At 56.1% G+C, this 23,576-nt stretch carries 21 protein-coding genes; 6 read left to right on the plus strand and 15 right to left on the minus strand.

Annotated features, from left to right (window positions below; genetic code table 11):
- The first annotated feature begins 30 nt into the window (after positions 1-30).
- From pncB to VSX58_RS04020, 3 genes are all read left to right on the plus strand, one after another.
- On the plus strand, positions 31-1,236 hold the full coding sequence (gene pncB, locus VSX58_RS04010) for a nicotinate phosphoribosyltransferase (RefSeq protein ID WP_327616912.1): 1,206 nt from the start codon (positions 31-33) through the stop codon (positions 1,234-1,236).
- Positions 1,237-1,657: 421 nt separating this feature from the next.
- Positions 1,658-3,058, plus strand: coding sequence for an asparagine--tRNA ligase (gene asnS, locus VSX58_RS04015; RefSeq protein WP_327616914.1), 1,401 nt, complete (start codon positions 1,658-1,660; stop codon positions 3,056-3,058).
- A 294-nt stretch (positions 3,059-3,352) separates the two neighbouring features.
- Positions 3,353-4,447, plus strand: a complete 1,095-nt coding sequence (locus tag VSX58_RS04020; protein WP_327616915.1) for a porin — start codon at positions 3,353-3,355, stop codon at positions 4,445-4,447.
- Positions 4,448-4,674: 227 nt separating this feature from the next.
- On the opposite strand, the gene VSX58_RS04025 is transcribed toward VSX58_RS04020, so the two are convergent.
- Positions 4,675-4,851 (minus strand): type II toxin-antitoxin system RelE/ParE family toxin, encoded by a 177-nt coding sequence (locus VSX58_RS04025; protein WP_327616917.1) that lies wholly within the window; start codon positions 4,849-4,851, stop codon positions 4,675-4,677.
- Positions 4,848-5,102: an antitoxin gene (locus VSX58_RS04030; RefSeq protein ID WP_327616918.1), complete on the minus strand. Its 255-nt coding sequence runs from the start codon at positions 5,100-5,102 to the stop codon at positions 4,848-4,850. The genes VSX58_RS04025 and VSX58_RS04030 overlap by 4 nt, the downstream gene beginning before the upstream one ends.
- Before the next feature lie 242 nt (positions 5,103-5,344).
- On the opposite strand from VSX58_RS04030, the gene VSX58_RS04035 reads away from it, so the two are divergent.
- On the plus strand, positions 5,345-6,535 hold the full coding sequence (locus VSX58_RS04035; RefSeq protein ID WP_327616919.1) for an amino acid aminotransferase: 1,191 nt from the start codon (positions 5,345-5,347) through the stop codon (positions 6,533-6,535).
- Positions 6,536-6,602: 67 nt separating this feature from the next.
- On the opposite strand, the gene VSX58_RS04040 is transcribed toward VSX58_RS04035, so the two are convergent.
- The 3 genes from VSX58_RS04040 to ldtD form a co-directional block, all read right to left on the minus strand.
- A complete protein-coding gene (locus tag VSX58_RS04040; protein WP_327616920.1) occupies positions 6,603-7,250 on the minus strand; it encodes an MBL fold metallo-hydrolase in 648 nt (215 codons plus the stop codon).
- Positions 7,251-7,309: 59 nt separating this feature from the next.
- Complete coding sequence (locus VSX58_RS04045) at positions 7,310-7,858, minus strand: YcbK family protein (RefSeq protein WP_327616921.1); 549 nt, start codon at positions 7,856-7,858, stop codon at positions 7,310-7,312.
- A gap of 181 nt (positions 7,859-8,039) precedes the next feature.
- Positions 8,040-9,770, minus strand: a complete 1,731-nt coding sequence (ldtD, locus tag VSX58_RS04050; RefSeq protein ID WP_327616923.1) for a L,D-transpeptidase — start codon at positions 9,768-9,770, stop codon at positions 8,040-8,042.
- Positions 9,771-9,821: 51 nt separating this feature from the next.
- Between ldtD and VSX58_RS04055 the strand changes: the two genes are divergently transcribed.
- Positions 9,822-10,058, plus strand: a complete 237-nt coding sequence (locus tag VSX58_RS04055) for a hypothetical protein (RefSeq protein WP_327616924.1) — start codon at positions 9,822-9,824, stop codon at positions 10,056-10,058.
- Between the two features lie 212 nt (positions 10,059-10,270).
- Here the strand turns inward: VSX58_RS04055 and mukB are convergent, their stop codons facing one another.
- Genes mukB through cmoM form a run of 4 tightly spaced genes read right to left on the minus strand, consistent with a single transcriptional unit; the run spans position 10,271 to position 17,523 of the window.
- Positions 10,271-14,710: a chromosome partition protein MukB gene (gene mukB / locus VSX58_RS04060; RefSeq protein WP_327616925.1), complete on the minus strand. Its 4,440-nt coding sequence runs from the start codon at positions 14,708-14,710 to the stop codon at positions 10,271-10,273.
- Positions 14,707-15,435, minus strand: coding sequence for a chromosome partition protein MukE (gene mukE, locus VSX58_RS04065; RefSeq protein WP_327616926.1), 729 nt, complete (start codon positions 15,433-15,435; stop codon positions 14,707-14,709). The genes mukB and mukE overlap by 4 nt, the downstream gene beginning before the upstream one ends.
- Positions 15,416-16,741: a chromosome partition protein MukF gene (gene mukF / locus VSX58_RS04070; RefSeq protein WP_327616927.1), complete on the minus strand. Its 1,326-nt coding sequence runs from the start codon at positions 16,739-16,741 to the stop codon at positions 15,416-15,418. The genes mukE and mukF overlap by 20 nt, the downstream gene beginning before the upstream one ends.
- A complete protein-coding gene (cmoM, locus tag VSX58_RS04075; RefSeq protein ID WP_327616928.1) occupies positions 16,738-17,523 on the minus strand; it encodes a tRNA uridine 5-oxyacetic acid(34) methyltransferase CmoM in 786 nt (261 codons plus the stop codon). The genes mukF and cmoM overlap by 4 nt, the downstream gene beginning before the upstream one ends.
- Positions 17,524-17,817: 294 nt before the next feature.
- On the opposite strand from cmoM, the gene elyC reads away from it, so the two are divergent.
- Positions 17,818-18,615 (plus strand): envelope biogenesis factor ElyC, encoded by a 798-nt coding sequence (elyC, locus tag VSX58_RS04080; RefSeq protein ID WP_327616929.1) that lies wholly within the window; start codon positions 17,818-17,820, stop codon positions 18,613-18,615.
- Positions 18,616-18,628: 13 nt separating this feature from the next.
- Here elyC and VSX58_RS04085 read toward each other — a convergent pair whose 3' ends face one another.
- From VSX58_RS04085 to msbA, 6 genes are all read right to left on the minus strand, one after another.
- The gene (locus VSX58_RS04085) at positions 18,629-19,522 is read right to left on the minus strand and encodes a YcbJ family phosphotransferase (protein ID WP_327616930.1); all 894 of its coding nucleotides are present in this window, start codon (positions 19,520-19,522) and stop codon (positions 18,629-18,631) included.
- On the minus strand, positions 19,510-19,698 hold the full coding sequence (locus VSX58_RS04090) for a hypothetical protein (protein ID WP_327616931.1): 189 nt from the start codon (positions 19,696-19,698) through the stop codon (positions 19,510-19,512). The genes VSX58_RS04085 and VSX58_RS04090 overlap by 13 nt, the downstream gene beginning before the upstream one ends.
- A 129-nt stretch (positions 19,699-19,827) precedes the next feature.
- A complete protein-coding gene (kdsB, locus tag VSX58_RS04095; protein ID WP_327616932.1) occupies positions 19,828-20,580 on the minus strand; it encodes a 3-deoxy-manno-octulosonate cytidylyltransferase in 753 nt (250 codons plus the stop codon).
- On the minus strand, positions 20,577-20,759 hold the full coding sequence (locus VSX58_RS04100; RefSeq protein WP_327614939.1) for a Trm112 family protein: 183 nt from the start codon (positions 20,757-20,759) through the stop codon (positions 20,577-20,579). The genes kdsB and VSX58_RS04100 overlap by 4 nt, the downstream gene beginning before the upstream one ends.
- Before the next feature lie 84 nt (positions 20,760-20,843).
- Positions 20,844-21,830, minus strand: a complete 987-nt coding sequence (lpxK, locus tag VSX58_RS04105) for a tetraacyldisaccharide 4'-kinase (protein ID WP_327616933.1) — start codon at positions 21,828-21,830, stop codon at positions 20,844-20,846.
- Positions 21,827-23,575, minus strand: a complete 1,749-nt coding sequence (msbA, locus tag VSX58_RS04110) for a lipid A ABC transporter ATP-binding protein/permease MsbA (RefSeq protein ID WP_327616934.1) — start codon at positions 23,573-23,575, stop codon at positions 21,827-21,829. The genes lpxK and msbA overlap by 4 nt, the downstream gene beginning before the upstream one ends.
- Position 23,576 lies beyond the last annotated feature (1 nt).

Consider the following 23,576-nt stretch of genomic DNA (forward strand, 5'->3'; position numbering starts at 1 on the left):
GCGCGTTTAACGAGGATGCTGTAACGCATTATGACATTACACACTTCCCCGATTCTAACGTCATTGCTGGATACCGATGCCTATAAGCTGCATATGCAACAGGCGGTGTATCATCATTATTATGATGTCGACGTAGCGGCTGAATTCCGCTGCCGCAGTGATGAATTGTTAGGAATCTATGCTGAAGAGATAACCGAGCAGGTTGCGCTGATGCGTTTCCTTGCATTAAGTGACGAAGAGTATCGCTACCTCTCTTCCCTGCCTTTCTTTAAGCGGGATTATCTCGATTGGTTGCGTAAATTCCGTTTTGATCCGCAGCAGGTCAGTATTAAAAATCACCACGGTAAACTGAATATCCGTATCGCCGGACCGTGGCGCGAAGTTATTTTATGGGAAGTCCCCTTGCTGGCGGTGATTAGCGAGGTGGTTCACCGTAATCGTTCTCCTCGGATCGGCCCCGCTCAGGCGATCGAACGGCTGCATGAAACGCTGGCGCACTTCCGCGCCATCAGCGCGGACGTCGACATCCGCCATTTTAAACTGATGGATTTCGGCACTCGCCGCCGCTTCTCTCGTGAAGTGCAGCAGACGATCGTCAGTACGCTGCAGGCCGAGTTTCCCTATTTAATCGGCACCAGCAACTATGACCTGGCCCGGCGCTTGGCATTGACGCCCGTCGGCACCCAGGCTCATGAGTGGTTTCAGGCCCACCAGCAAATCAGCCCGGAGCTCGCCAACAGCCAGCGCGCCGCCCTACAGATGTGGCTGAACGAATATCCCGATCAATTAGGCATCGCGCTGACCGACTGCATTACGATGGATGCTTTCCTGCGCGATTTCGATTATCCGTTCGCCAACGCCTACCAGGGGCTACGCCATGACTCCGGCGATCCCATCGCCTGGGGCGAAAAAGCCATCGCGCACTATCAGCGCCTGAACATCGATCCGTTAAGCAAAACCCTGGTGTTCTCCGATAATTTGAATCTCGAAAAATCACTGAGCATCTATCGCCATTTCTGGCAACGGATCAATCTGGTGTTTGGCATAGGAACGCGGCTGACGTGCGATATTCCAGGCATTAGTCCATTGAATATCGTCATCAAGCTCGTGGAGTGCAACGGCAAACCCGTGGCGAAACTTTCCGACAGCCCGGGGAAAACTATTTGTCAGGATAAGGCTTTCGTTTCCGAATTACGCAAGGCTTTCGATCTGCCGCGCGTCAGAAAGGCCAGTTGAACGCCGGAATGCTGGTCACTTAAGCCGATTTTAGGGGAAACACCGGAGGAGGTTCCCGTAGGGACGCCTCACCCCGGTGGTCGCCCCGCGTATCTCGATACTTAAACGATCGGCATTAAGTTGAACGCCGCGCATCCCCTCCCGATCGCTTAATCTTTGACCCACCGCCGCCGGAATGGATAAAACTTATGACATTCCGGCGATTTCTACTTGTGTCCAGCCTAACGGCAAGTAACATAGCAAAACCCCAAGATTCACGGTCGCCGGCGAACGTTGCTTCGCCGCTCGCCTGGCGCGGCGTGATTTCTGCGCAGGCATGCCGTCATTCCCGCGCAGGCGGGAATCTCAGCGCGTACCGCGGAAACGGCCGACGAACGATTGGGGCAACGTATTTAACCTTATTAATTAAAGAGAGAATTTTATGAGCGTAGTGCCTGTAGTCGACGTACTGCAAGGCCGCGTCGCCGTTGACAGCGAAGTCACCGTGCGCGGCTGGGTGCGTACCCGGAGAGATTCTAAAGCCGGTATCTCCTTTGTTGCCGTTTATGACGGCTCCTGCTTTAATCCATTACAGGCGGTAGTTAATAATAATCTCTCTAATTATCAAGATGATGTTCTGCATCTGACCACCGGCTGTTCCGTTGAAGTAACAGGCAAGGTGGTTGCCTCGCCGGGCGAAGGCCAAAGCTTCGAACTGCAAGCGTCGGCGATAAACGTAGTGGGCTGGGTAGACGATCCCGATACCTATCCGATGGCGGCAAAACGCCATAGCATCGAATATCTGCGTGAGGTCGCGCATTTGCGTCCGCGCACCAACCTTATCGGCGCAGTAGCCCGCGTCCGCCATACGCTGGCGCAGGCGCTCCACCGTTTCTTCAACGAAAACGGTTACTTCTGGGTGTCAACACCGCTGATCACCGCCTCCGATACCGAGGGCGCCGGCGAAATGTTCAGAGTATCCACGCTTGACCTGGAAAATCTGCCGCGCACCGAACAGGGAAAAGTGGATTTCAGCGAGGACTTCTTCGGCAAAGAGGCTTTCCTAACGGTTTCAGGCCAGTTAAACGGCGAAACCTACGCCTGCGCGCTTTCCAAGGTATACACCTTTGGTCCGACTTTCCGCGCGGAGAACTCCAACACCAGCCGTCATCTGGCGGAATTCTGGATGATCGAGCCGGAAGTGGCCTTCGCCTCGCTGGATGATATCGCCGGGTTGGCGGAAAGCCTGTTGAAATACGTGTTCAAAGCCGTGCTTGAAGAGCGCGCCGACGACATGGCGTTTTTTGCCCAGCGCGTGGATAAAGACGCGGTTAGCCGTCTGGAGAATTTCATCAGCTCTGATTTCGCCCAAGTTGATTACACCGACGCGGTGGAGATCCTACTCAACTGCGGACAAACATTTGAAAACCCGGTTTACTGGGGCGTCGATCTCTCTTCCGAACATGAGCGCTATCTGGCGGAGAAACATTTCAAAGCGCCGGTGGTGGTGAAGAATTATCCCAAAGACATCAAAGCGTTCTATATGCGCCTGAACAGCGATGGCAAGACCGTCGCCGCCATGGACGTGCTGGCGCCGGGAATCGGTGAGATTATCGGCGGCTCTCAGCGTGAAGAGCGTTTGGAGACGCTGGATCAGCGTATGGAAGAGATGGGACTGAATAAGGAAGACTACTGGTGGTATCGCGATCTGCGCCGTTACGGCACCATTCCGCATTCTGGCTTCGGCTTGGGATTTGAACGCCTGGTTGCCTATGTTACCGGTGTACAAAACGTGCGCGATGTTATCCCTTTCCCAAGGACGCCAAGGAACGCCAGTTTCTAAATAAAAATTTAATATAAGTAAAACAAATATGTAGAAAAAAGGGACCGAGAAATTCGGTCCTTTTTTTTAAACTTGGAGATCTCTCACAAAGTTCCCCATTTTTTACATTTTGAAATACATTTTTTCCATTTGTTACCCGATTAAGAAGTTAGTATCATTTTCGAGGTAGATTAACCGGCCTGTGAATGGAAAACTGCGTTCAGACACAGGAAGACACCAAACTTTCAGGAATAGTTCCGCAAGAATTATTTATGGCAGTGGCAGGTGTCCTACACAACACCAATGAGGGTAATAATGATGAAGCGCAATATTCTTGCAGTGGTAATCCCAGCTCTGTTAGCTGCAGGCGCAGTAAACGCAGCGGAAATTTATAACAAAGACGGCAACAAGCTGGATCTGAATGGTCGTGTTGATGCTCGTCATCTGTTCTCTGAAGATGACAGCAATAACGGTGATACGACCCGTGCCCGTATCGGTTTCAAAGGTGAAACTCAGATCACCAGCGATCTGACTGGTTACGGTCGTTATGAAACTGAAGTTAGAACAGACAGTGATTCCTCAGAAGGCAGCGGTAGCTCTTTCAGAACTCGTTTCGCATTTGCCGGTCTGAAATTCGCTGATTTTGGCTCACTGGACTACGGTCGTAACCAGGCTATCGGTTATGACGGTATTGCTTACACCGACGTTCTGCCGGTTTGGGGCGGCGACCACAGCTACACTGATGGTATCACCGGACGTAAAGACGGCGTGCTGACCTACCGTAATAAAGATTTCTTCGGCCTGGTTGACGGTCTGAACTTCGGCCTGCAGGCTATCAGCAAAGACAGCGATGATACTCTGTCAAGCAGCAGACTTCGCGGTCAAAATGGCGACGGTTGGGGTACTTCTCTGAGCTATGAATCCGACATCGGTCTGGGCGTAGTTGCTTCTTACGCCGCGGTAAAACGTCTGCAAACTCAGAACGCAGGGGCTGACCTGGGCGATAAAGCCGACACTTGGGCTGCCGGTGTGAAATATGACGCCAATAATCTGTACCTGGCCGCAACTTACGGTGAATATACTAATACCGGTAATGTATTCGCCAGCGGCGTAAACCTGGATAAAACCCAAATCTTTGAAGCGGTTGCCCAGTACACATTTGACTTCGGCCTGACTCCGTCTCTGGCTTATGTTCAGGGCAAAGGCAAAGAACAAACAACGGGAACTGCAAGACGTGATGACGACGTGAATAAATACGTCAGCGTCGCCGCAACCTACGCGTTCAACAAAAACTTCTCCACCTACGTTGACTACAAAATCAACCTGCTTGACAGCGACAATGCCTATGTCAGAGCCGGTGATGTTAGCGACGAAGACGCTGTTGGCGTTGGCGTGAAATACCAGTTCTAATTTGTCGGCCGCACAGTGTAACGGTCTGACCGTACATATTGCAGCGAAAAAGCAGCGCCCCGGCGCTGCTTTTTTATATCCCCTCGGTATCAGCTATTCACCCTTTCCACCAGCCTTGCCATCAGGTCCATGCGCTCATGAAAGATCGCCACAATCAAGGCGGGTTCATTTTCACGCGGCAAATAGAATACATAATGATGTTCACAGTGAGCCATGCGCAGCGTCGGTCAGAGTTCGCTCATATCTTTGAACACGGCATCGCCCGCTGCAAGACCAGTAATGCCATCTTCCAATTTATTGATATAATTACGCGCCTGCGCATCGCCCCATTGTTGGCGCGTATAACGGATGATTCTGCGCATATCGGCTTCCGCCGCATCCGTCAGAATATAGTTCCGGCTCAAGAACGATTGTCCCCGGACAATTCATCATTCAGGATTTCACCGACGCTTTTGCTTGAAACCTTTCCAGACAAACCGTCACCAATACGCTCGCCCAGCAGGTTTTTAAGCTCTTCCCATGCCCGTTCGGCATTCGCATCGCCGGGAAACAGTCGTTCTATGGCGTATTGCTTGATTGTCTTGCCCTGCAACGCCGCCAGTGCCTTCAAACTTTGGTGTTGTTGCTCGGTTATATCGATAGTTAGACGGCTCATAAGATCACTCCGTAAAATGCCCCCAAACCCACATTAGCACAAATGTAACTTTCCAACTACATTCAAGCATAAATCTACCTATCCACAACGTGAACGTCCCGCTATCCGTTTCCTGTTCCGGCACGTCTGATTTTTTGCCGAATTCTTTCAAGCAAACGGTTGGCAAAGAGCATAACTGGCGGTAGTCTGGGAATTCGTGCTTATCCCCTCTGCATGCTATGAAACACAGGAATAGATAATCAATGTTTGAAAATATCTCTGCCGCACCCGCCGATCCCATTCTTGGATTGGCCGATCTTTTCCGCGCGGATGAGCGTCCGCATAAAATCAATCTGGGAATCGGCGTTTATAAAGATGAAACGGGTAAAACACCGGTATTAACCAGCGTTAAAAAAGCGGAACAGTTTCTATTAGAAAATGAAACCAGCAAAAACTATCTGAGTATTGACGGTCTGCCGGCGTTCGGCCAATGCACGCAAGCGCTGCTGTTTGGCAAAGAAAACGCCATTATCGCCGACAAGCGCGCGCGCACCGCGCAAACGCCGGGCGGTACCGGCGGCCTACGCGTCGCCGCCGATTTTCTGGCTAAGCAAACCAGCGCAAAACGTATTTGGGTAAGCAATCCAAGCTGGCCAAACCATAAAAATATCTTCTCCGGCGCGGGCCTGGAAGTTTGCGAATATAGCTACTACGATGCAGCCAACCACGCGCTGGACTTCGATGGCATATTAAGTAGCCTTGAGGCAGCTCAGGCGGGCGACGTCGTTCTGTTCCACGGCTGCTGCCATAACCCAAGCGGCATCGATCCTACGGCGGAACAGTGGCTGCAACTGGCCGAACTCTCCGCGGCGAAAGGTTGGCTGCCGCTGTTTGATTTCGCCTACCAAGGCTTTGCCCGCGGGCTGGAAGAAGATGCGCAGGGTCTGCGTATCTTTGCTGAAAAGCATAAAGAGCTGATCGTTTGCAGCTCTTACTCCAAAAACTTCGGCTTATATAATGAACGCGTGGGCGCCTGTACGCTGGTCGCCGCCGATACCGCCACCGCCGAGAAGGTTTTCAGCCAGGTGAAAGCGGTCATTCGCGCCAACTACTCCAACCCGCCGTCACACGGCGCCGCCGTTGTCGCCACCATCCTGTCTAATGACGCGCTGAGAGCCATCTGGGAACAGGAATTAACGGCAATGCGCGAACGTATTCAGCGCATGCGTCAGCTATTCGTTAATACGCTCCAGGAGAAAGGAGCCAAACAGGACTTCTCCTTTATTACCAACCAGAACGGTATGTTCTCCTTCAGCGGGTTGAATAAGGATCAGGTTCTGCGGTTACGCGATGAATTCGGCATTTATGCCGTCAATTCCGGACGCATTAACGTAGCCGGCATGACGCCGGAAAATATGGCTCCGCTGTGTGAAGCCATCGTCGCCGTACTGTAACAAGCATTGATAAAAGCAAAAGCCGGCGATAAGCCGGCTTTTTTATTTACTGAAATATATCGCGCGATTACCAAATCGCCGGTTCGTCGCGGATAAACGGATTGGTTTTCCGCTCCTGACCAAACGTGGATATCGGTCCGTGGCCGGGGATAAAGGTGACATCGTCCCCCAGCGGCAGTAATTTGTTGCGAATCGACGCGATCAGCGCCTGATGATCGCCCTGCGGAAAATCGCTGCGCCCCACGCCGCCGTTGAAGATCACATCGCCGACCTGCGCCAGACGCGACGCCGCGTCGAAAAAGACGATATGTCCGGGCGTATGGCCGGGACAATGGAACACGGCCAGCGTAACCTCGCCGACCTTGACCTCATCGCCCTCTTTTAACCAACGCGTAGGCTTGAGCGGTTGACTGTCACCCAAACCAAACATGCGGCTCTGCGCCGGCAGGCCGTCCAGCCAGAACGCGTCCTCAGCCTGCGGACCCAGAATCGGAACCTGATAGTATTCGGCCAACTCGGCCGCCGCGCCTACGTGGTCCAAATGCCCGTGGGTAAGCAGAATCTGCTTAACGGCAATGCCCGCTCGGGCAACCGCCTGTTTTATTTTTTCCGCTTCGCCGCCTGGATCGACGATTGCCGCTTCATTGGTTTTCTCGCACCATAATAGCGTGCAGTTTTGGCTGAATGCCGTAACGGGGACGATTTGATACTTCATACCACTCCAAACCCAATCTGGATAACCTGAATAATGACATGTTCGATGAACCGACCGGCCTACCAGGTACGCACCGGGCCGGTATCGATATGCACAAAGTTACTGCGCGGATAATAGCCGACGCCGCCGGCGCGCATTTTTACCGCCGCCTTACGCAGGTTGGCAAGCTGGACGCCTTCAATATGAAAATCCATCGCCTGCCCTTTCGTGTGATAGCTTTGCTTGGCGACGCCTTTACGATGAGCCCGCAGTTCATTATTGGTATCCAACGCGCGGTATCCGGAAATCAGCTGTACCGGCTTGTTGGTTCCCAGCATCACCTGCAAGCGATAAAGCTGGTCAAAAAGTTGCGGATCGATGGTCTTTATCTTGTTGGCGCGATAATCGCGGAAAAAATGGTTCAGCCGTGATAATTCATCTTTATTATAACGCCGGCCATCAAAAAACTCGGTCTTGATGCGTTCTCCGGTATTCAGATTATTCAGCGTTAAAATACGTGGACGAGGGGTAGATAACGTCGCGAATGACTGACCGGGAAGCAGCGCAATACCCAATGCCGCGCCCCCCAGCGCAAGCCATTTACGGCGATGATTGTCAATGTCTTCCATAGAGCGGGTTACCCTGACTAAAGAACGGTATAAAGGGAAGTGTAAAAACGCACGGCTCTGCACCTTAACCGCCCGTGCAAAATGAGTCAACCCGCTTTATTCCAGGGTTTGCGGGGGATCGCGAGATTCCCCGCCTAATCGATTATAAGCCGGCCGCGCTAATCGCCGGAATTCTCAATGTTTACAGTAATAATAACCCGGCCTTGGGCAGAACCGGGGCTCCCGACCTTGCCGTATCATCATAATTGTAAATATCTGTGCGGAACTGCGGCTTACCATCATCCGCCACCCATGCCGTTAAATAATACAGGCTTACCGGAATCCGGTGTTTAATAGAAACGTAGGTGGTATTCCCCTGCTCCAGGGTGGAAGAGATACGCGCATTATTCCAACCGGCATCCTGTAATAACAGATTCGCCAGTTCGGAGGCTTTATTGACGCGAACACAGCCGGAGCTTAACGCCCGAATATCCCGCTGAAACAAATTATGGTTCGGCGTATCATGCAGATAGATCGCTTCGGAATTGGGCATGTTGAACTTATAGCGCCCCAAAGAGTTATTTACCCCTGGGGCCTGGCGCAGGCGGTAAGGGAAACGCTCCGGCGATACCATAGACCAATCAATCATCATCGGATCGACCACCTCCGCGTCCTGACTCCAGCCGGCCAGTACGGTGTAGCCATGACGCTGCAGGTAGCCGGGATCCCGAATGACTTTAGGGATAATATCCTGACGCGTCAGCGTCGTCGGCACATTCCACGGCGGATTGACCACCACATTATAGAGCGAACTGCTCATCAACGGCGTTTTACGCCGCGGCTGGCCGACAATCACCCGGGACGACAGCCGTTCCGCGCCGTCCTGATAATAGATCAGCGAATAGTTGGGAATGTTGACCATAATACCGGTATGGACATTGTCCGGCAGCAGGCGTAAGCGCTGGATATTGAGCGCCAGCAGCGTGGCGCGCATTTGCGGCGAGACATTCAGCCAATCGCGCGTTCGTTTGCCAATCACGCCGTCATCGGCCAACCCCTGCCAGTGCTGAAAACGTTTCACCGCCTCCACCAATTCACCGCTATAGATCTCTTCCGCGCCGGCCAGCGTACCGTCCGGCTGCTGAATTCCCGGTTCCGCCGTTGTGGTTCTTTCACTGAAAAGCGCGGCGGGCTCGGCGGTCGTCAGCATCCCCGAACGTTGCAGAATTTCACGCAACGCCGGCAGCGCCGAACTGGCTTGCCCCGGGCGCAAACTTTCAGACAGATTTAACTTCGGCCAGGGGCGATTATCCGCCAGCATCTCCTTCAGCGCCTGATGCATTTTTTCATACTGAGAATGCCGCGGCGTCAGCGACGCGATATAAACCGCGCTATCGCCGGCTTTGACGGCATGTTGCCACTGGCTCACCGCGCTCGCCGGCGGCGATTGCAACCGGTAAGACGCATTGCCGTACAGCCAGCTATTCCCACTGTTTTCTACCCCGGAAATAAACTGCAGATAGCCCAGCATGGCATCGGACAAGACCACATCACGCGCAAATCCGGTTAGCTGTGGGTCGGCAAGCCAGGTGACCCATGTTGAAAACTGCGGCTGTATGCCGGATATCGCCAGCTCGGCCAGCTGCTGTTGAAACCGCTGCACGGCCTGACTATCCGCCCACATCGGCTGCATATGCTGCAACGCATATAATGAAGACAGCTCGGAGAGATAGCGCGGCGAAACGCCTTTAGGCAGCGCGGACAGCAACGCTGCCCGGCTATGTTCGACTGAAACGGAACCCGCATTTTTAGCTTGACCCGATAACATCTCGGGCGATGTTGCCAGCACTGAAAACGAAGGAAACAGGCTACAAACCCAAATACAACCGACGCCCCACAGTAGCCTCTGCGTTTTTCGTTTATTTAACAACATCCATTATCCCCTGTACCCATTAACCACAATGCCTTCCAACCGGCCAGGCTGATGGCGAAAATAGAACCGATTCGCCTCAGGATGGCAAAGAAAACGCTTATTCTTCTTTTCACAGCGGCGAAATTTCATCACGCCTTGTCACAGCAAAATATATTGCCAGCTTTTTTTTCAGTATATAAAGAGAAAAATATTTTGCTGCTGTTATCACTGAATTATTTTACCGACTTATCCCGCCATATTTTAAATTACTCGCGTATTGTCTATAACGCCAAACAAGAGAAAAATTAAATTTGCGCAAAAAGCGACCTGAATTTAAGGCCAAAGGCTAACCGGCAAATCCATTATTCCCGTACTCCTCCGTCGTCTATGCCGTCACGCCCCTTCGTCGTCCCCGCAGTCGGCAGGCGGAGATGACGGGAAGGTGGCGCGGGGATAACGGTACGGCAGCGGCACGACGTAAAGATGCCGGCACAACGCCGAGACGGCGGGCATAACAGAGGCTAGGACGCCTGCTCCCGAGCCTCGGAAGCCTCGCCGGCAAAGCCGCGCAGCCCCACCACGTGCACATGCTCGTGGTTCTGGTAGACCTTACGCACCAATTTATACGTTGTGCCCTTTTCAGGACTGATATTTTCCGGCGCCGCGATAATCAATTGCATTTCCAGGCGATCGCAGAGCTCGAACAGCGTAGCGATGGATTTCGCATCCAGGCGGGCGGCCTCATCAAGGAACAATAAGCGGCAGGGGGAGATATCCTTACCACGCAGCCGTTTGGACTCCTCCTCCCAGCTTTGCACCACCATCACCAGAATCGACATCCCGGTACCGATCGCTTCCCCGGTCGACAACGCGCCGCTTTCGGCGCGCAGCCAACCGTCCGCGCCGCGGTTAACCTCAACCTCCATCTCAAGGTAGTTGCGGTAATCCAGAAGCTCTTCGCCGATGGTTTGCGGCGTGCGCTGGCCCATATCAATTTCAGGGTTCAGGCGGTGGTACAGTTTCGCCAGCGCTTCGGAAAAGGTCAGGCGGTTGCTGTTGAACAGATCCTGATGCACATCCTGCTGTTCGGAAAGAACGTTCAGCAGCGTGGTATGGGTTTCGCGCACATTCACGTTCAGACGCACGCTTTTTACCTGACCGAAGGCCACGGATTGCAGCCCCTGGTTCAACATGCGAATACGGTTTTGCTCGCGCTGAATCGTCTTGCGGATAATGTTCGCCACGCTGCGCGAACTGATGGCCAGCGTCTGCTCGCGCGCGGTCAACTCTTCGGTCAGCCGGTTCAGCTCGATCTCCATCTGCTCGATGGCCTCCACCGGATCGTCGGTGCGAATGATATCCTGGCGGATGCGTTCGCGCAGATGCTGGTATACCGCGATATAGAACTGAATCTTGCGTTCCGGCCGTTTGGGATCTTCGGAAAGGCGCAGCACATCCCGCAGATGTTCGTTGTCCGCCACCGCCAGACGCAATGCCCCCAGCGCCTTATCCGACATGGAACGCAGCTCATCGCCGTCCATATAGGCCAGTTCGCGGCGGTGCAAACGCCGCTCGACGCCATTGTCTTTAACCAGCCGCATAACGGCGCACCAGCCGGCCTTCGCCGTCACCACCTGCTCGCGCATCTGATGGTAATCGCGCTCAAGCTTGCGTAATTTTTTCTGCAGAGCGTCCATTTCCGCTTCGCAGAAGGTGATCTGTTTTTCCAACTGATTGCGGCGCGCCCGGTTATTGCTTAAGGCGCTATGCAGCTCATCGCGCCGCTGGCGGGCCCGAGCTTCGGCATTGGCGTCGGCGCGCACGCCGATCTCCTGCAACTCCTGCGTCAGCTCTTTCAGCATGTCGCACTTGGCGTCGTACGAACTCTTCAACGACGCCTGAACCTGGCTATACTGGGTGAGCTGAGCCTGATGCTGACGCAGGCGTTCGCGCGCCTTGGTCCGCTCCGCCTCCGCCTGCTCCAAACGCTGGCGCAGCCGGTCGTTAAGGTCGGCGTTTTCCCCCAGCATCCCGGCCGAGTCGGTGTAGCTGAAGTGCGCCCGACGCTGCGTAACCTCGGTTAACGCAAACGCCTGCTGTTTAGCCTGACGCTGGGCGTTCTGCGCCTGCGCATACGCCTCCCGCAGTTGCTCATGCTGTTGCGGATCGCTTTGCAGCACCGAGGCGATAGGCTCCAGCTTCGCCAGCGCATCGCCATGCTGTTGGATAAAGCGCGCCGACTCTTCCGTCTCATCCAGCTCGGCGCGTATCTCTTCAACCCGATCCTGCAAACCGTCGTCGCATAGCAGGCTGATACGCGGGATCAGTCTGTTTAACTGCGCGCTGCTCTCTTTCGCCAGCTCATATTGCTGACGCTGCTGCTGATTTTCGCTATCAAAATTGGCGATCGCCCGCTCCAGCTCGCCGCGGCGCGCGTTCAGCGTGCGCATTTCCGCTTCCGGATCGTCGTCGAACGCCACCGCCAGATGCGTGCCGATAAAGCGGCTGAAAGCCTGATGCAGCCGCTGCGTTTTCTGCACGTCGAACGACAGCGTGGCGTACTGCTCCGCCAGCGTTTCACGCTCGTCGCGCAGGCTTTCAAGGCGCATTTCCCGCGCCGCGCGGCCGAACAGAGGAACGTCCGGGAAGCGGGAGTAGCGCCACTGGCGTTCGGCGACCTTCACCACCACCGCCTGCTCCAGCTCCTCGACGGCGAAGACGCTGTCGTCGAACGACTGCGGATCGCCCTCGATCAGATAGAGATCTTCAGGACAATCCTCCAACCCCGCCAGTTGCTCCCGCACCAGCGACAGATCCGCCACCACGATGCCGTGGCGCGAAGGACCGTACAGCGCCGAGAAGTAAGGCGCGTCATCCAGGGTGACGTCATCGTAAATTTCCGACAGCAATACGCCGCCGAAACGTTCGGCCAGCGCGTTCAGTCTGGGATCTTCAGAGCCGCCGGGCTGGCTGAGACGCTCAATCTGCTCTTCCACGCGCCGTTTGCGGGATGCGATCTCATCGCGCTCAACCGTCTTTTCGCGCTCCAGCTCCAGCAACTGCTGCATGTGCTCCGTGACCTGGCGGCTATCTTCAAACGCCTCGCCGCTCTGTTCGCTCAGCTGCGTCAGCGCTTCCTGCGCCGCCAGCCAGACCGGGGCGCGGGCGGTCAGCCGCTGAATGCGCTGTTGAATCTGCTCCAGCTCCTGACGCAGCGCCAGCCGGCGTTCGCCGGCCTCGGCGACCAGCGCCGAAAGGGTTTCGATACGCGCCTCAAGCTCCTGCTGAAGAGACTCGAGATCTTCCGGCTGATAATCCTGCCCGTTGCGTTTGCAGAAATCCTGCAACAGCCGTTCGGCGTCCTGCTGTTCGCGCAGGCGCTGCTCCAGCTCCGCTAACCGCATGCGCAGCGGTTGTACCCGCTCCGCCTGATAACGCTGCGATGAGCTATCGCGCAACAGATCGCGCGCCGTCTGCCAGGCCTCGCTGCGGCTGACCGCGCCGGCGATACGGCTCACCAGTTGATAAGCCTCTTCGAACTGACCGTGGGCCGCGTCGGCGACGCTCAGTTTCTGTTCCAGCATCAGCAGAACTTCGGTGCTCTCCCGCTCTTTCGCCCGATAGCTCTCCAGCCGGTCATCCACGTTGTCCACGCTCAGATCCGGCAAACGGCATAATTCGCGCGCCCGTTCCAGCGCCTGCTGAGCCTGCTGATATTGAATCGCGCGGGTTTGCTGCACGTCGAGCGCCTGCTGATAATCGGCAAGCTGGCTTTTCAGCTCATCCACCTCCAGCTCGGCGGCGTCGGCGCGCTCTTCGTTTTCGGCCTGCTGTTCGCGCGCCTCTTCGACCACCTCATTCTGCTCTTCCAGCCGGTAGCTCAGCTCTTCCAAATCCGCGTTATAGCGTTCGATTTTTTCCTGCTGGCGCATGGCGGTCTGCACCAGATTCAGGTGATCGTTGGCCGCCTGATAATCCGTCTCCAGGTCGCCTTCCGCGCCGCTCTGCTCTTCCAGCTCGCGCGCCATTTCCACATGGCGATACTGTTCATTAATTAATTGCTTACGGCTGCTGAACAGATCGCGGCGCAGTTCCAGGGCGCCGTCCAGATGGATGCGGCGCTCGTTGGCGTGACGCATATAGTCTGCGGCGACATAGGAGGTCGCTTCAGAGATCAAATGCTTAAATAGATCGCGATCGGACTGCGTTACGCGAATCGCCTCCAGCGTCATGCGGTTTTCCCGCAGCGCCGCCTCCATATCCTGGAAAGCTTTACGCACGCCGCTGTTTTCCGGCAACAGGTAGTCGCGCAGAGAACGGGTAATGGCGCTGGATATCCCGCCGTACAGCGACGCTTCAATCAGCCGATAGAATTTGCTGCGATCGGACGCCGAACGCAGCCGGCGCGGAACAATGCCCAGATCGAACATCAGCGAGTGATAATCGGTAATCGAGTTGAACTGTTTGAACTGAACGCCTTCCATCTCCTCAACGCGCTCTTTCAGCTCCGGCAAAGAGAGCACGCGCGCCTGACGTTCGCCGACCGCCTCGGTCAGCAGCTGCGTCGGCTGTATCGCCGTCGGCAGCCCCTGAATGATGAAGGGTTTGATGTCCACTTTGCGGTCGCGCCCGGCCACCTGCTGCAGCCGCACGCCCACCAGCACGCGCTGATGGCGGGAGTTAATCACATCGAGCGTGGAGTAACACACCCCCGCGCGCAGCTTGCCGTGCAGACCTTTATCGCGTGAGCCGCTGGTGGCGCCGGCCTCGGTGGTATTGCGGAAATGCAACAAGGTCAGGTCGGGGATCAGCGCCGTAATAAACGCGGCCATGGTTGTCGATTTCCCTGCCCCGTTCCCCCCGGAGAGGGTGGTGACCAGCTCATCCAGATCAAAGGTACGGGCAAAAAAACCATTCCAGTTAACCAGCGTCAGCGAGCGAAATTTACCGCGTTCTATCATTCCTGTTCATCCTCAGCACTCTCTGACGAGATATCATCTCTGCGATCGTTCTCATCGTTTTCGTCTTTCAGCGATAGGCTGCTTTCGACAGGCATCGCTTCGCCATCGCGAATCATCCTCAGCTGCGCTTCGCGGGCGTCGTCGCCGCCGCGCACATCGGCGCCGAAGCGAAACACCGACTCGGTAATACGAAACTTACCGTTATCGCTGCTCATAAAGTAGATCATCCCCAGGCGGCGCAGCCGGTTAAGGGAGGTGCGCACTTTTTCCTGTAGCTTCTGCCGATCGAGATCGGAACCGGTCGAGCGCTGGTTGACCAGCTTCAGTAATTTATTTTCATCCGCCAGACCGAGCAGCTCCTCATACAACTCCTGCTGGCTGAAGATGCCCTCATGGGCCAGACGTTCCGGACTGAGATAGAGATAGCAGAGGATTTTCCCCACCATCATATCCAGTTCGGACAGCACCGAGCGGGGGATCAGCGTAGTCGAACGCGGCCGCAGGTAAAAGAAGCCTTCCGGCGCCCGGATCAGCTCCACATTGTACCGGCTGTAAAACTCTTCCATCTCTTGCTGAAAATCCATCAGAAAAGCATGATTTTCCAGCTCTTCCATCCCAATATGGCGGCCGGCGCGCAGCTGGCTGTCCAGCGCCGGAAACAGCGTATTCGATAGCGCTTTCGCCAGCCTGGCCGGCATGATTTGTTCAATATTTGTCGATGACATGGGCCTGCACCTTGGCTCCGTAATCATTGATCGCCTGCCATAGCGCAGGCAATCCGGTGAAGTCTGACTCGGCCACACCCAGGCGAACCGCCTGGTCGACCACGATTCGGGCGACATCAAAGTGCCGCGAGCGAGGATACTGCGCCAGATATTCGCGCATCACATCGCTCAAATTAAGCGGTATCCGCCGCTCTTTATATTTATGCAGCGCCTGCTCCACCAGCGCGATCAGCTGCTCGCGCATCTCGCTGAACTCTTCATATTCCAGCTCCGCGGGCAGCTCGCCGGTCACTTCGTCGCTGCGCAGCGCCAGCTCCTCGTCGCGCATATCCAGCAGGCGGTCGGCGTTGGCGAAGGTTAACGCCCAGGGATGGTCAAAATAGCTTTGCACCGACTGGCGCAAACGCTGCGCGAACACCCGGTTTTTATCCATATCGATCGCCGTACGGATAAATTTATGCACATGGCGATCGTAGCCGATCCACAGATCGATGGTTTGCTGCCCCCAGCTGACGATACGGTCGAGTTTGTTCTGCAGATCAAAGACCTGCTTATCAACAAATTCCAGGTTGTTCGGGTTATGCAGAATCGCATCCTGAATGCTTAGCAGACTGGCCTGTAATTTATCGCCGGCGGCTTCCAGCGTATCCTGCAGTTCGCGCAGGGTGGCGGACGTTTCCGTCAATAGCTGTTCGCAGTTGACGATCGCCGCGCGCCAATCCTGGTTCAGCAGCGCCGCGATATCGTTTTTCACCCCCTGCTGCTGCTCATCCATCAGCCGCTGGGATAGGTCGATGCTGTCGAAAATCTCCGCCACCGAGTATTTCAGCGGCGCAAAGACATTGCGGTGCCAGTGAAACTCATCGCCGCCCTCTTCGGCCGCGTCCGCCGCCCGGCTCAGCTCCTGGGCCACAATGGAGAGCTGCATGGAAAGCCGCAGCGTCGAAAACTCGCGCTGGCGAATATAGTAATCGGTAATTCCGATGCCCAGCGGCGTCAGGCGGTAGATGGCGTTGCCGTCCGCCAGTTCGCTGGTAAAGCGATTGAGCAATCGCTGGCGCACCAGATCGTTAATCGCATTGTTGGCGCGCACGGTGATGGTTTCGTTGGTTTGATCGAATCCCTGACTGACATGGCGAAAGGCGTCAACCAGTTCGCCTTCGCTCATTTCACCATCCATGCGCTCACCGTTCAGCGTCGCAATCGCCAGCAAAAACGCCAGACGTTCGGTGGGAAGCGAAAGGGAAAAATCATTTTTTCGTGCCCAGGCGACCAGTTCGGGTACAGTCTGGGAAAAATCACTCATAATGCATCCTTCAAATGGGTTTTATGCGCCATGACATGGATATAACGCCCCAGACTCACAAAGGGTTCCTGCCGGCAATACCGCTGTTCGAGCTCAAGAATCTCGGCGAAATTATCGCTTTGCTGCTGCTTATTCTGCAAATAGTCATGAAATACCCGCACCCCCGTTTTTCCGCCGATGGAAAATCCCAACGCCTCCAGCCAGCCGTAGACCTGCTGCGGATCCAGCGGGTGATCGGGAGAGAGCGAGCGCCGTTTGCGCTTAGGCATACCCGCTTGCACATAGGAGAAATTGCCCAACACCATGTTACGCATCAACAGGCCATGATGGTTATAGAACATCAGGGATAAAACGCCGCCCGGCGACAGGCAATCATACAATATTTTAAGCGCCTGCCGGGGTTGAGCCACCCATTCCAGCACCGCGTGAAACAATATCAGATCGGCCGGCTTTTCCATATACTGCCCGATATCCTGAACGGCGCATTGTACAAAACGCATGTTATGGCTCACATTTTGTGCGGCCGCGGCGTTTTGCGCGCGCTGAATCATCTCATCTGATAAATCGCACAACAATACCTGATGTCCTAAAGCGGCCAAACGGCAGGCCATATGGCCCTCGCCTCCGCCGGCATCCAGAATTCTTAACGGGCGATCGGGGAACTGGGCCAGCAGGCCGTCAAGATCCTGCCATAACACCGCCTGCCTCAGTTTACCTTTCGTCGTTCCATAGATATTGCGGGCAAACTTTTCTGCGATATCGTTAAAATTGCGATCCTGCATCGGTCAAGATTTCCACGTCATGATGGCTATACCGTCGCATGTCAAGCCGCAGGCGCGTTGGCCCTCCTGCGATTCGCACTCTTTAGGGCATAGCCGCCGTATTCCAAGCCGCATAGGCGTCGGTTCTTCCGCCGCTCGGACGATGTTGGCTAGAGCGAATAAAAAACGCGCGGCTATCGCGCGCGCCGGCGTTGTTGAAACTGCTATTTTGGCACAGGCTGGCTTAGAATAAATGGTCTTACCCGATGATATCTGCCCGGATGCGGTTTTTTCAGCCAAAAGGAAGGTGATTTTATGTTGTTTGTCGCTAAAAAAGTTATCGGCAGCCTGCTGCAGCCTCTGCCGATACTTTTGCTGTTAATGGGAATCGGCCTACTATGCGTGGCGTTCACGCGCTGGCAACGCGGCGGAAAAATGCTGATCCTCGCCGGTTGGCTGATGCTGGCGCTGATCAGCATTCAGCCGGTATCCGATCGGCTGTTATTACCGCTGGAAACGCGCTACCCGACCTGGCAGCCAGGGCGGCCGGGCCAGCCCAAGGTAGATTACATCGTGGTGCTGGGCGGCGGCTATACCTATAACCCGGACTGGGCGCCGAGCTCCAACCTAATCAATAACAGCCTACCGCGCGTAACCGAAGGCGTTCGGCTTTACCACGCCAACCCCGGCGCAAAAATGATTTTTACCGGCGCCGCGGCGCAGGGCAATCCGGTAACCAGCGCGAAAACAGCGGCGCTAGTGGCGGAGAGCCTGGGCGTCCCGGCGCAGGATATCCTGACGCTGGATACCCCGAGAGATACGGAGGAAGAGGCCGCCAGTACCGCCAAAGCGGTAGGAAAACGGCCGTTCCTGCTGGTGACGTCGGCCAGCCATCTGCCCCGCGCGCTGCGTTTTTTCCAGGCGCAGGGGCTAAACCCCATCCCGGCGCCGGCCAATCAAATGGCCATCACCACTGCGCTCAATCCCTGGGAGAAGATAGTGCCGTCGGCGTATGCGCTCTCGCACAGCGAACGGGCATGGTACGAGACGCTGGGACGGATTTGGCAACGCCTGAAAGGCGTCAAGCCCGCGCAGGATGCCCCGGCGTCATAGGGCGCATAGCGCGCTATTCCAGCCAGGGGGAGAGTTCGCGCGCGGCCATATCAAACAGCCGCCGATCCAGCTGCCCGGTATGGATATAGCGGGCGATCGCCTCCCAGATAACATACAGCCAGCGGCGATAGACAAACGACTCGGCGACCGGCGCTTTGCCGAGGTAATGATATAGCAGTTGCTCCGGCATGCCCGGCTCGCACAAGCGCAGCAGTTCGTACTCTCTGGGAGCCCAGAGCATCGTGCCCGGATTAATCATCGCCAGCAGCTGATCGCTGCGCGAGTCTTTCAGCATGCTGCGCAACGAGAGATTGCCGTGCACCAGTACGCAGCTGTCGTTGAAATCATCAAATAAAGCGGGCAGGCATTGACGCGAACGGTACAGCAGGCTGCGATCCTCCTGGGTCAACAGCGGCGCGCTGATATTGAGCAGCGTGGACCACAGAACCTCCAGCCGCTGCTGATACCAGCTAAACCAGTCATTCTCCTGCGTGCTGTCGACGGAGCCGACGCAGCCGTGGCTATCGATACGGTGCCAGGCCAGCACGCTTTCCACGATTTGGTCCATCAGCGATGTCCAGCGCTGCGCCGTGCGGGTCGGCGCTTCAACGGAAACGCCGCGCAGCCGTTCGATCAATAACAGCTCTTTATAGGGCGCCTGCTGCGTCACCACCAGGCCATACACCGTGGGAAGCCGTACGTCCCCTTCCCGCGCCAGCATGGAAAGCTTATACGCCTCCTGTTGCGCCACGCCTTGACAGACGTAGCCTTTGGCCAACAGGGGGATCGCATTGCCTTCCTTATCATACAACGCATACAAATGCGCGTAAGGCTGCTCGCTTACCCGTTCAAGCCGGCTGAGGCTTTCGCCCAGCACCGTACTTAATTCCGCTTTTAATTGTTCCATAAACCGTAGCCAGACCTCTGCTTGGCAGCATCGCCTAACCGTCGATCATGCGATGAGCCAAAGGTAATTTCTTCAATACAGATCAAAGAAAGGGGAATCGAGAGGAACATCGGCGCCACAGAAAACATCACGGAAAGCGCGTTGCTGCCGCGCCCTCGTCGCGCGGTCAGGCCCATATCCGTCGCTCCCCGCGCTCAGCAGGCGGGAACCTGCTGTTTCATACGGCGCGGCGTCGCCGGAGATCCCCGCCTGCACGGGGATGACGGGAAAAGGGACGGAAGTGGCGGAAAGAGACGCGGGAAAAGTCACACATTGGCGATAACCGCGCGCACGCGCGCCAAATCTTCCGGCGTATCCACCCCGACGCTGGGAACCGCTTTCGCCACGGCAACGTGAATCTTCTCGCCGTACCACAGAACCCGAAGCTGCTCCAGCAGCTCAATCTGCTCCAGCTGACTGGGCGCCCAGCCGACATAACGGCGCACAAACCCGGCCCGATAGGCGTAAATGCCGATATGACGTAAAAAGTGATCGCCGATAGTCTCCTGCGTACGCGCAAAGCGCTCGCGCTCCCAGGGGATCGTCGCCCGGGAAAAATAGAGCGCGTACCCTTGCGCGTCGATCACCACTTTAACCGCATTGGGGTTAAACGCTTCTTCGCTGGTGGTAATCGGTACCGCCAGGGTCGCCATACCCGCTCGGCAGCCGGCGAGATTTTCGGCGACCTGTCGCACGATCACCGGCGGAATCAGCGGTTCGTCGCCCTGAACGTTGACGATGATTTCATCGTCAGCAAACTTATAACGCTCAATCACTTCAGCCAACCGCTCGGTTCCTGAATTGTGATCCGCACGGGTTAAACAGACCTCGCCGCCGGCCCGGCTCACCGCGGCCTGTACGTCAGGATGGTCGGTCGCCACAATCACGCGCCGGGCGCCCGACTCCAGCGCGCGCTCCATCACATGCACCACCATCGGTTTCCCGTTGATATCCGCCAGCGGTTTACCGGGCAGACGGCTTGAGGCGAACCGCGCCGGAATGATGACGTTGAAATTCATTGCGTGATCTCGTCGGCCGCTAATTTACGCGCTTCATGCTCCAGCAAAACGGGAATATCGTCACGCACCGGATAGGCCAGCCCATCAACCTTGCATATCAGCTCCAGTTTTTCTTTATTAAAGTACAGCCGTCCGTTACATACGGGACAAGCAACTATTTCAAGTAAACGATGATCCATGCTTCCTCCATCAAGAAGCCAACAAGGTTATATTTCCCTTCAAGCCACCGCGCGTCGGCGGCTTGAAATTATTGGGTTCGACGGCTAATGCGGCCGCAACGCCGCCTCCAGCCGATTAAGCAGCTGCGCCGCCTGCGGTTCGGCCAAAACCGCATCGACCGGCAGATACCACCAGTTGCGGCGGGCGAACGCCCGACATTTAACCGCGTCTTTTTCCGTCATCAGCAGCGGCTGCGCTTCGTCGGCGGTCAGCGCTTGCAGTTGTTCAAGCTGATAGGGCTGATGGTCGGCAAACGCCGCCTCACGTGAAATACGCACGCCGGCGTCGCGCAGCGTAGTAAAAAAGCGCTGCGGGTAGCCGATGCCCGCCATCGCCACGACGTCTTGCAGCTGTTTCAGCGCGAGTTTCTCCCCGGTGAGCAGATTAACCGCCATGCCCGAGGTCAAACACATCGCAATCTCGCCGCTGCGGGCGGTTCCGCCGTTGACGATAACCGCGTCCACGGAGGCTAACCGGCCTTCCCGCTCGCGCATCGGCCCCGCGGGCAGCCACCAGCCGTTGCCGAAACGCCTGACGCCATCCACCACCACCAGCTCGATATCGCGGGCTAGCGCATAATGCTGCAACCCGTCATCGGTTATCACTACATCCAACGGATAACGCGCCAGTAACGCCTCTACCGCCAGGCGCCGCCGCGGCGCCACGGCGACCGGCGCGCCGGTGCGCTGATAAATCAGCACCGGTTCATCGCCCGCCTGCGCGGTGGAAACGTCGTCATCGACCAGCAGCGGATAGCGTTGTGCCTTACCGCCGTAGCCGCGGGAGACCACGCCGACCCGGTATCCCCTGCGCCGTAACTGCTCCACCAGCCAGATCACCACCGGGGTTTTACCATTGCCCCCGGCCGTCAGATTTCCCACCACAATCACCGGCACCGGGGCGCGCCAGCTCTTGCGCCATCCCCGGCGGTAGCTTTGACGTATCAGAAAAGCGACGAGCCCGTATAGCGCGGACAGGGGCACCAGCAGCCAATAGAGCGACGAGCGCCCCGACCAGATGCGCTCAATCATTCGCCGAACTGCATTTTATGTAACTGGGCATAGGCGCCGTTACTGGCCAGCAACGCGGCATGCTCACCGCGTTCGATAATGCGTCCGTCTTCAACGACCAAAATTTCATCGGCTTTCTCAATGGTAGACAAACGGTGAGCGATAACCAGCGCGGTGCGATCTTTTTGCAGCTCGTCCAGAGCGGACTGGATCGCGCGCTCCGACTCGGTATCCAGCGCCGACGTCGCTTCATCCAGCACCAGGATAGGACAGTTGCGCAGCAGCGCGCGCGCAATGGCGATACGCTGACGCTGTCCGCCGGAAAGCAGAACGCCGTTCTCGCCGATCATGGTATCCAGGCCGTTTTCCATCGTGCTGATGAAATCCATCGCGTGCGCCATGCGGGCCGCGCGCTCAATTTCTTCCCGGCTGTAGCGATCGTGACAGGCGTAGGCGATATTATTGGCGATGGTGTCGTTAAACAGATGCACATTTTGCGACACCAGCGCCACCTGGCTACGCAGAGAGGAGAGCGTATACTCGCGCAAATCGTGCCCATCCAGCAGAATTTCGCCGGACTGGATGTCGTAGAAACGGGTAATCAGATTAGCGATGGTGGATTTGCCCGAACCGGAACGCCCCACCAGCGCGACGGTTTTACCCGGCGGAATATGCAGGCTGACGTTTTTCAGCGCCAGATTCTCTCTGCCGGAGTAGGCGAAACTGACATTGCGGAATTCCAGATCGCCCTTGGCGCGCCCAAGCTCCAGCGTGCCGGTATCTTTTTCCTGTTCCATATCCAAGATGGCGAACAGCGTCTGGCAGGCCGCCATGCCGCGCTGGAACTGGGCGTTAACGTTAGTCAGGGATTTCAACGGCCTCATCAGCGCAATCATCGATGAGAAAACCACCGTAATCGTCCCCGCCGTCAGCGTCTCCATCACGCTCGGGAAGCTGGCCGCATACAAGACAAAGGCCAGCGCCAGCGACGCGATCAACTGAATGATAGGGTCGGAAATGGAAGAGGCGGAAACCAGCTTCATGCCCTGTTGACGCATACGGTTGCTGACTTTATTAAAGCGCTGCGCTTCGACTTCCTGGCCGCCGAAAATCAACACCTCTTTGTGGCCTTTCAGCATCTGTTCGGCGCTGGTGGTCACCAGCCCCATCGTATCCTGCATATTTTTGCTGATATTACGAAAGCGTTTGGAGACCAGGCGAATGGCCACCGACACGATCGGCGCAATGACGATCAGGATAAGCGACAGCTGCCAGCTGTAATAGAACATCAGGATGAAGAGGCCGATGATGGACGCCCCTTCCCGGATCACCGTAATCAGGGCGCCCGACGACGACGCGGCCACCTGCTCGGAGTCATAGGTGATGCGGGACAACAGCGTGCCCGTCGACTGCTGGTCAAAGAAGGTTACCGGCATCCCCATAATGTGCTGAAACAGGCGGCGGCGCATCGCCATCACCACTTTGCCGGACACCCAGGAGACGCAGTAACTTGAAACAAAGCCCGATGCGCCGCGCATCAGCATCAGCCCGATCACCACGAACGGCATCCAGACCAGGACGGAACGATCGGTCTTACCAAACCCTTCATCAAGCAGCGGCTTAAGTAGAGACAGCATCAACGTGTCGCCGGCGGCATTAACCACCAGCGCGATCGCGGCCACAATTAGCCCCGTTTTAAAAGGAGAGATCATCGGCCATAGGCGACGAAATGTCTGCCAGGTGGAGAGATCTTTATCATTCAGCATG

It is taken from the genome of Brenneria populi (assembly GCF_036016195.1).
GTDB lineage: Bacteria > Pseudomonadota > Gammaproteobacteria > Enterobacterales > Enterobacteriaceae > Brenneria > Brenneria populi.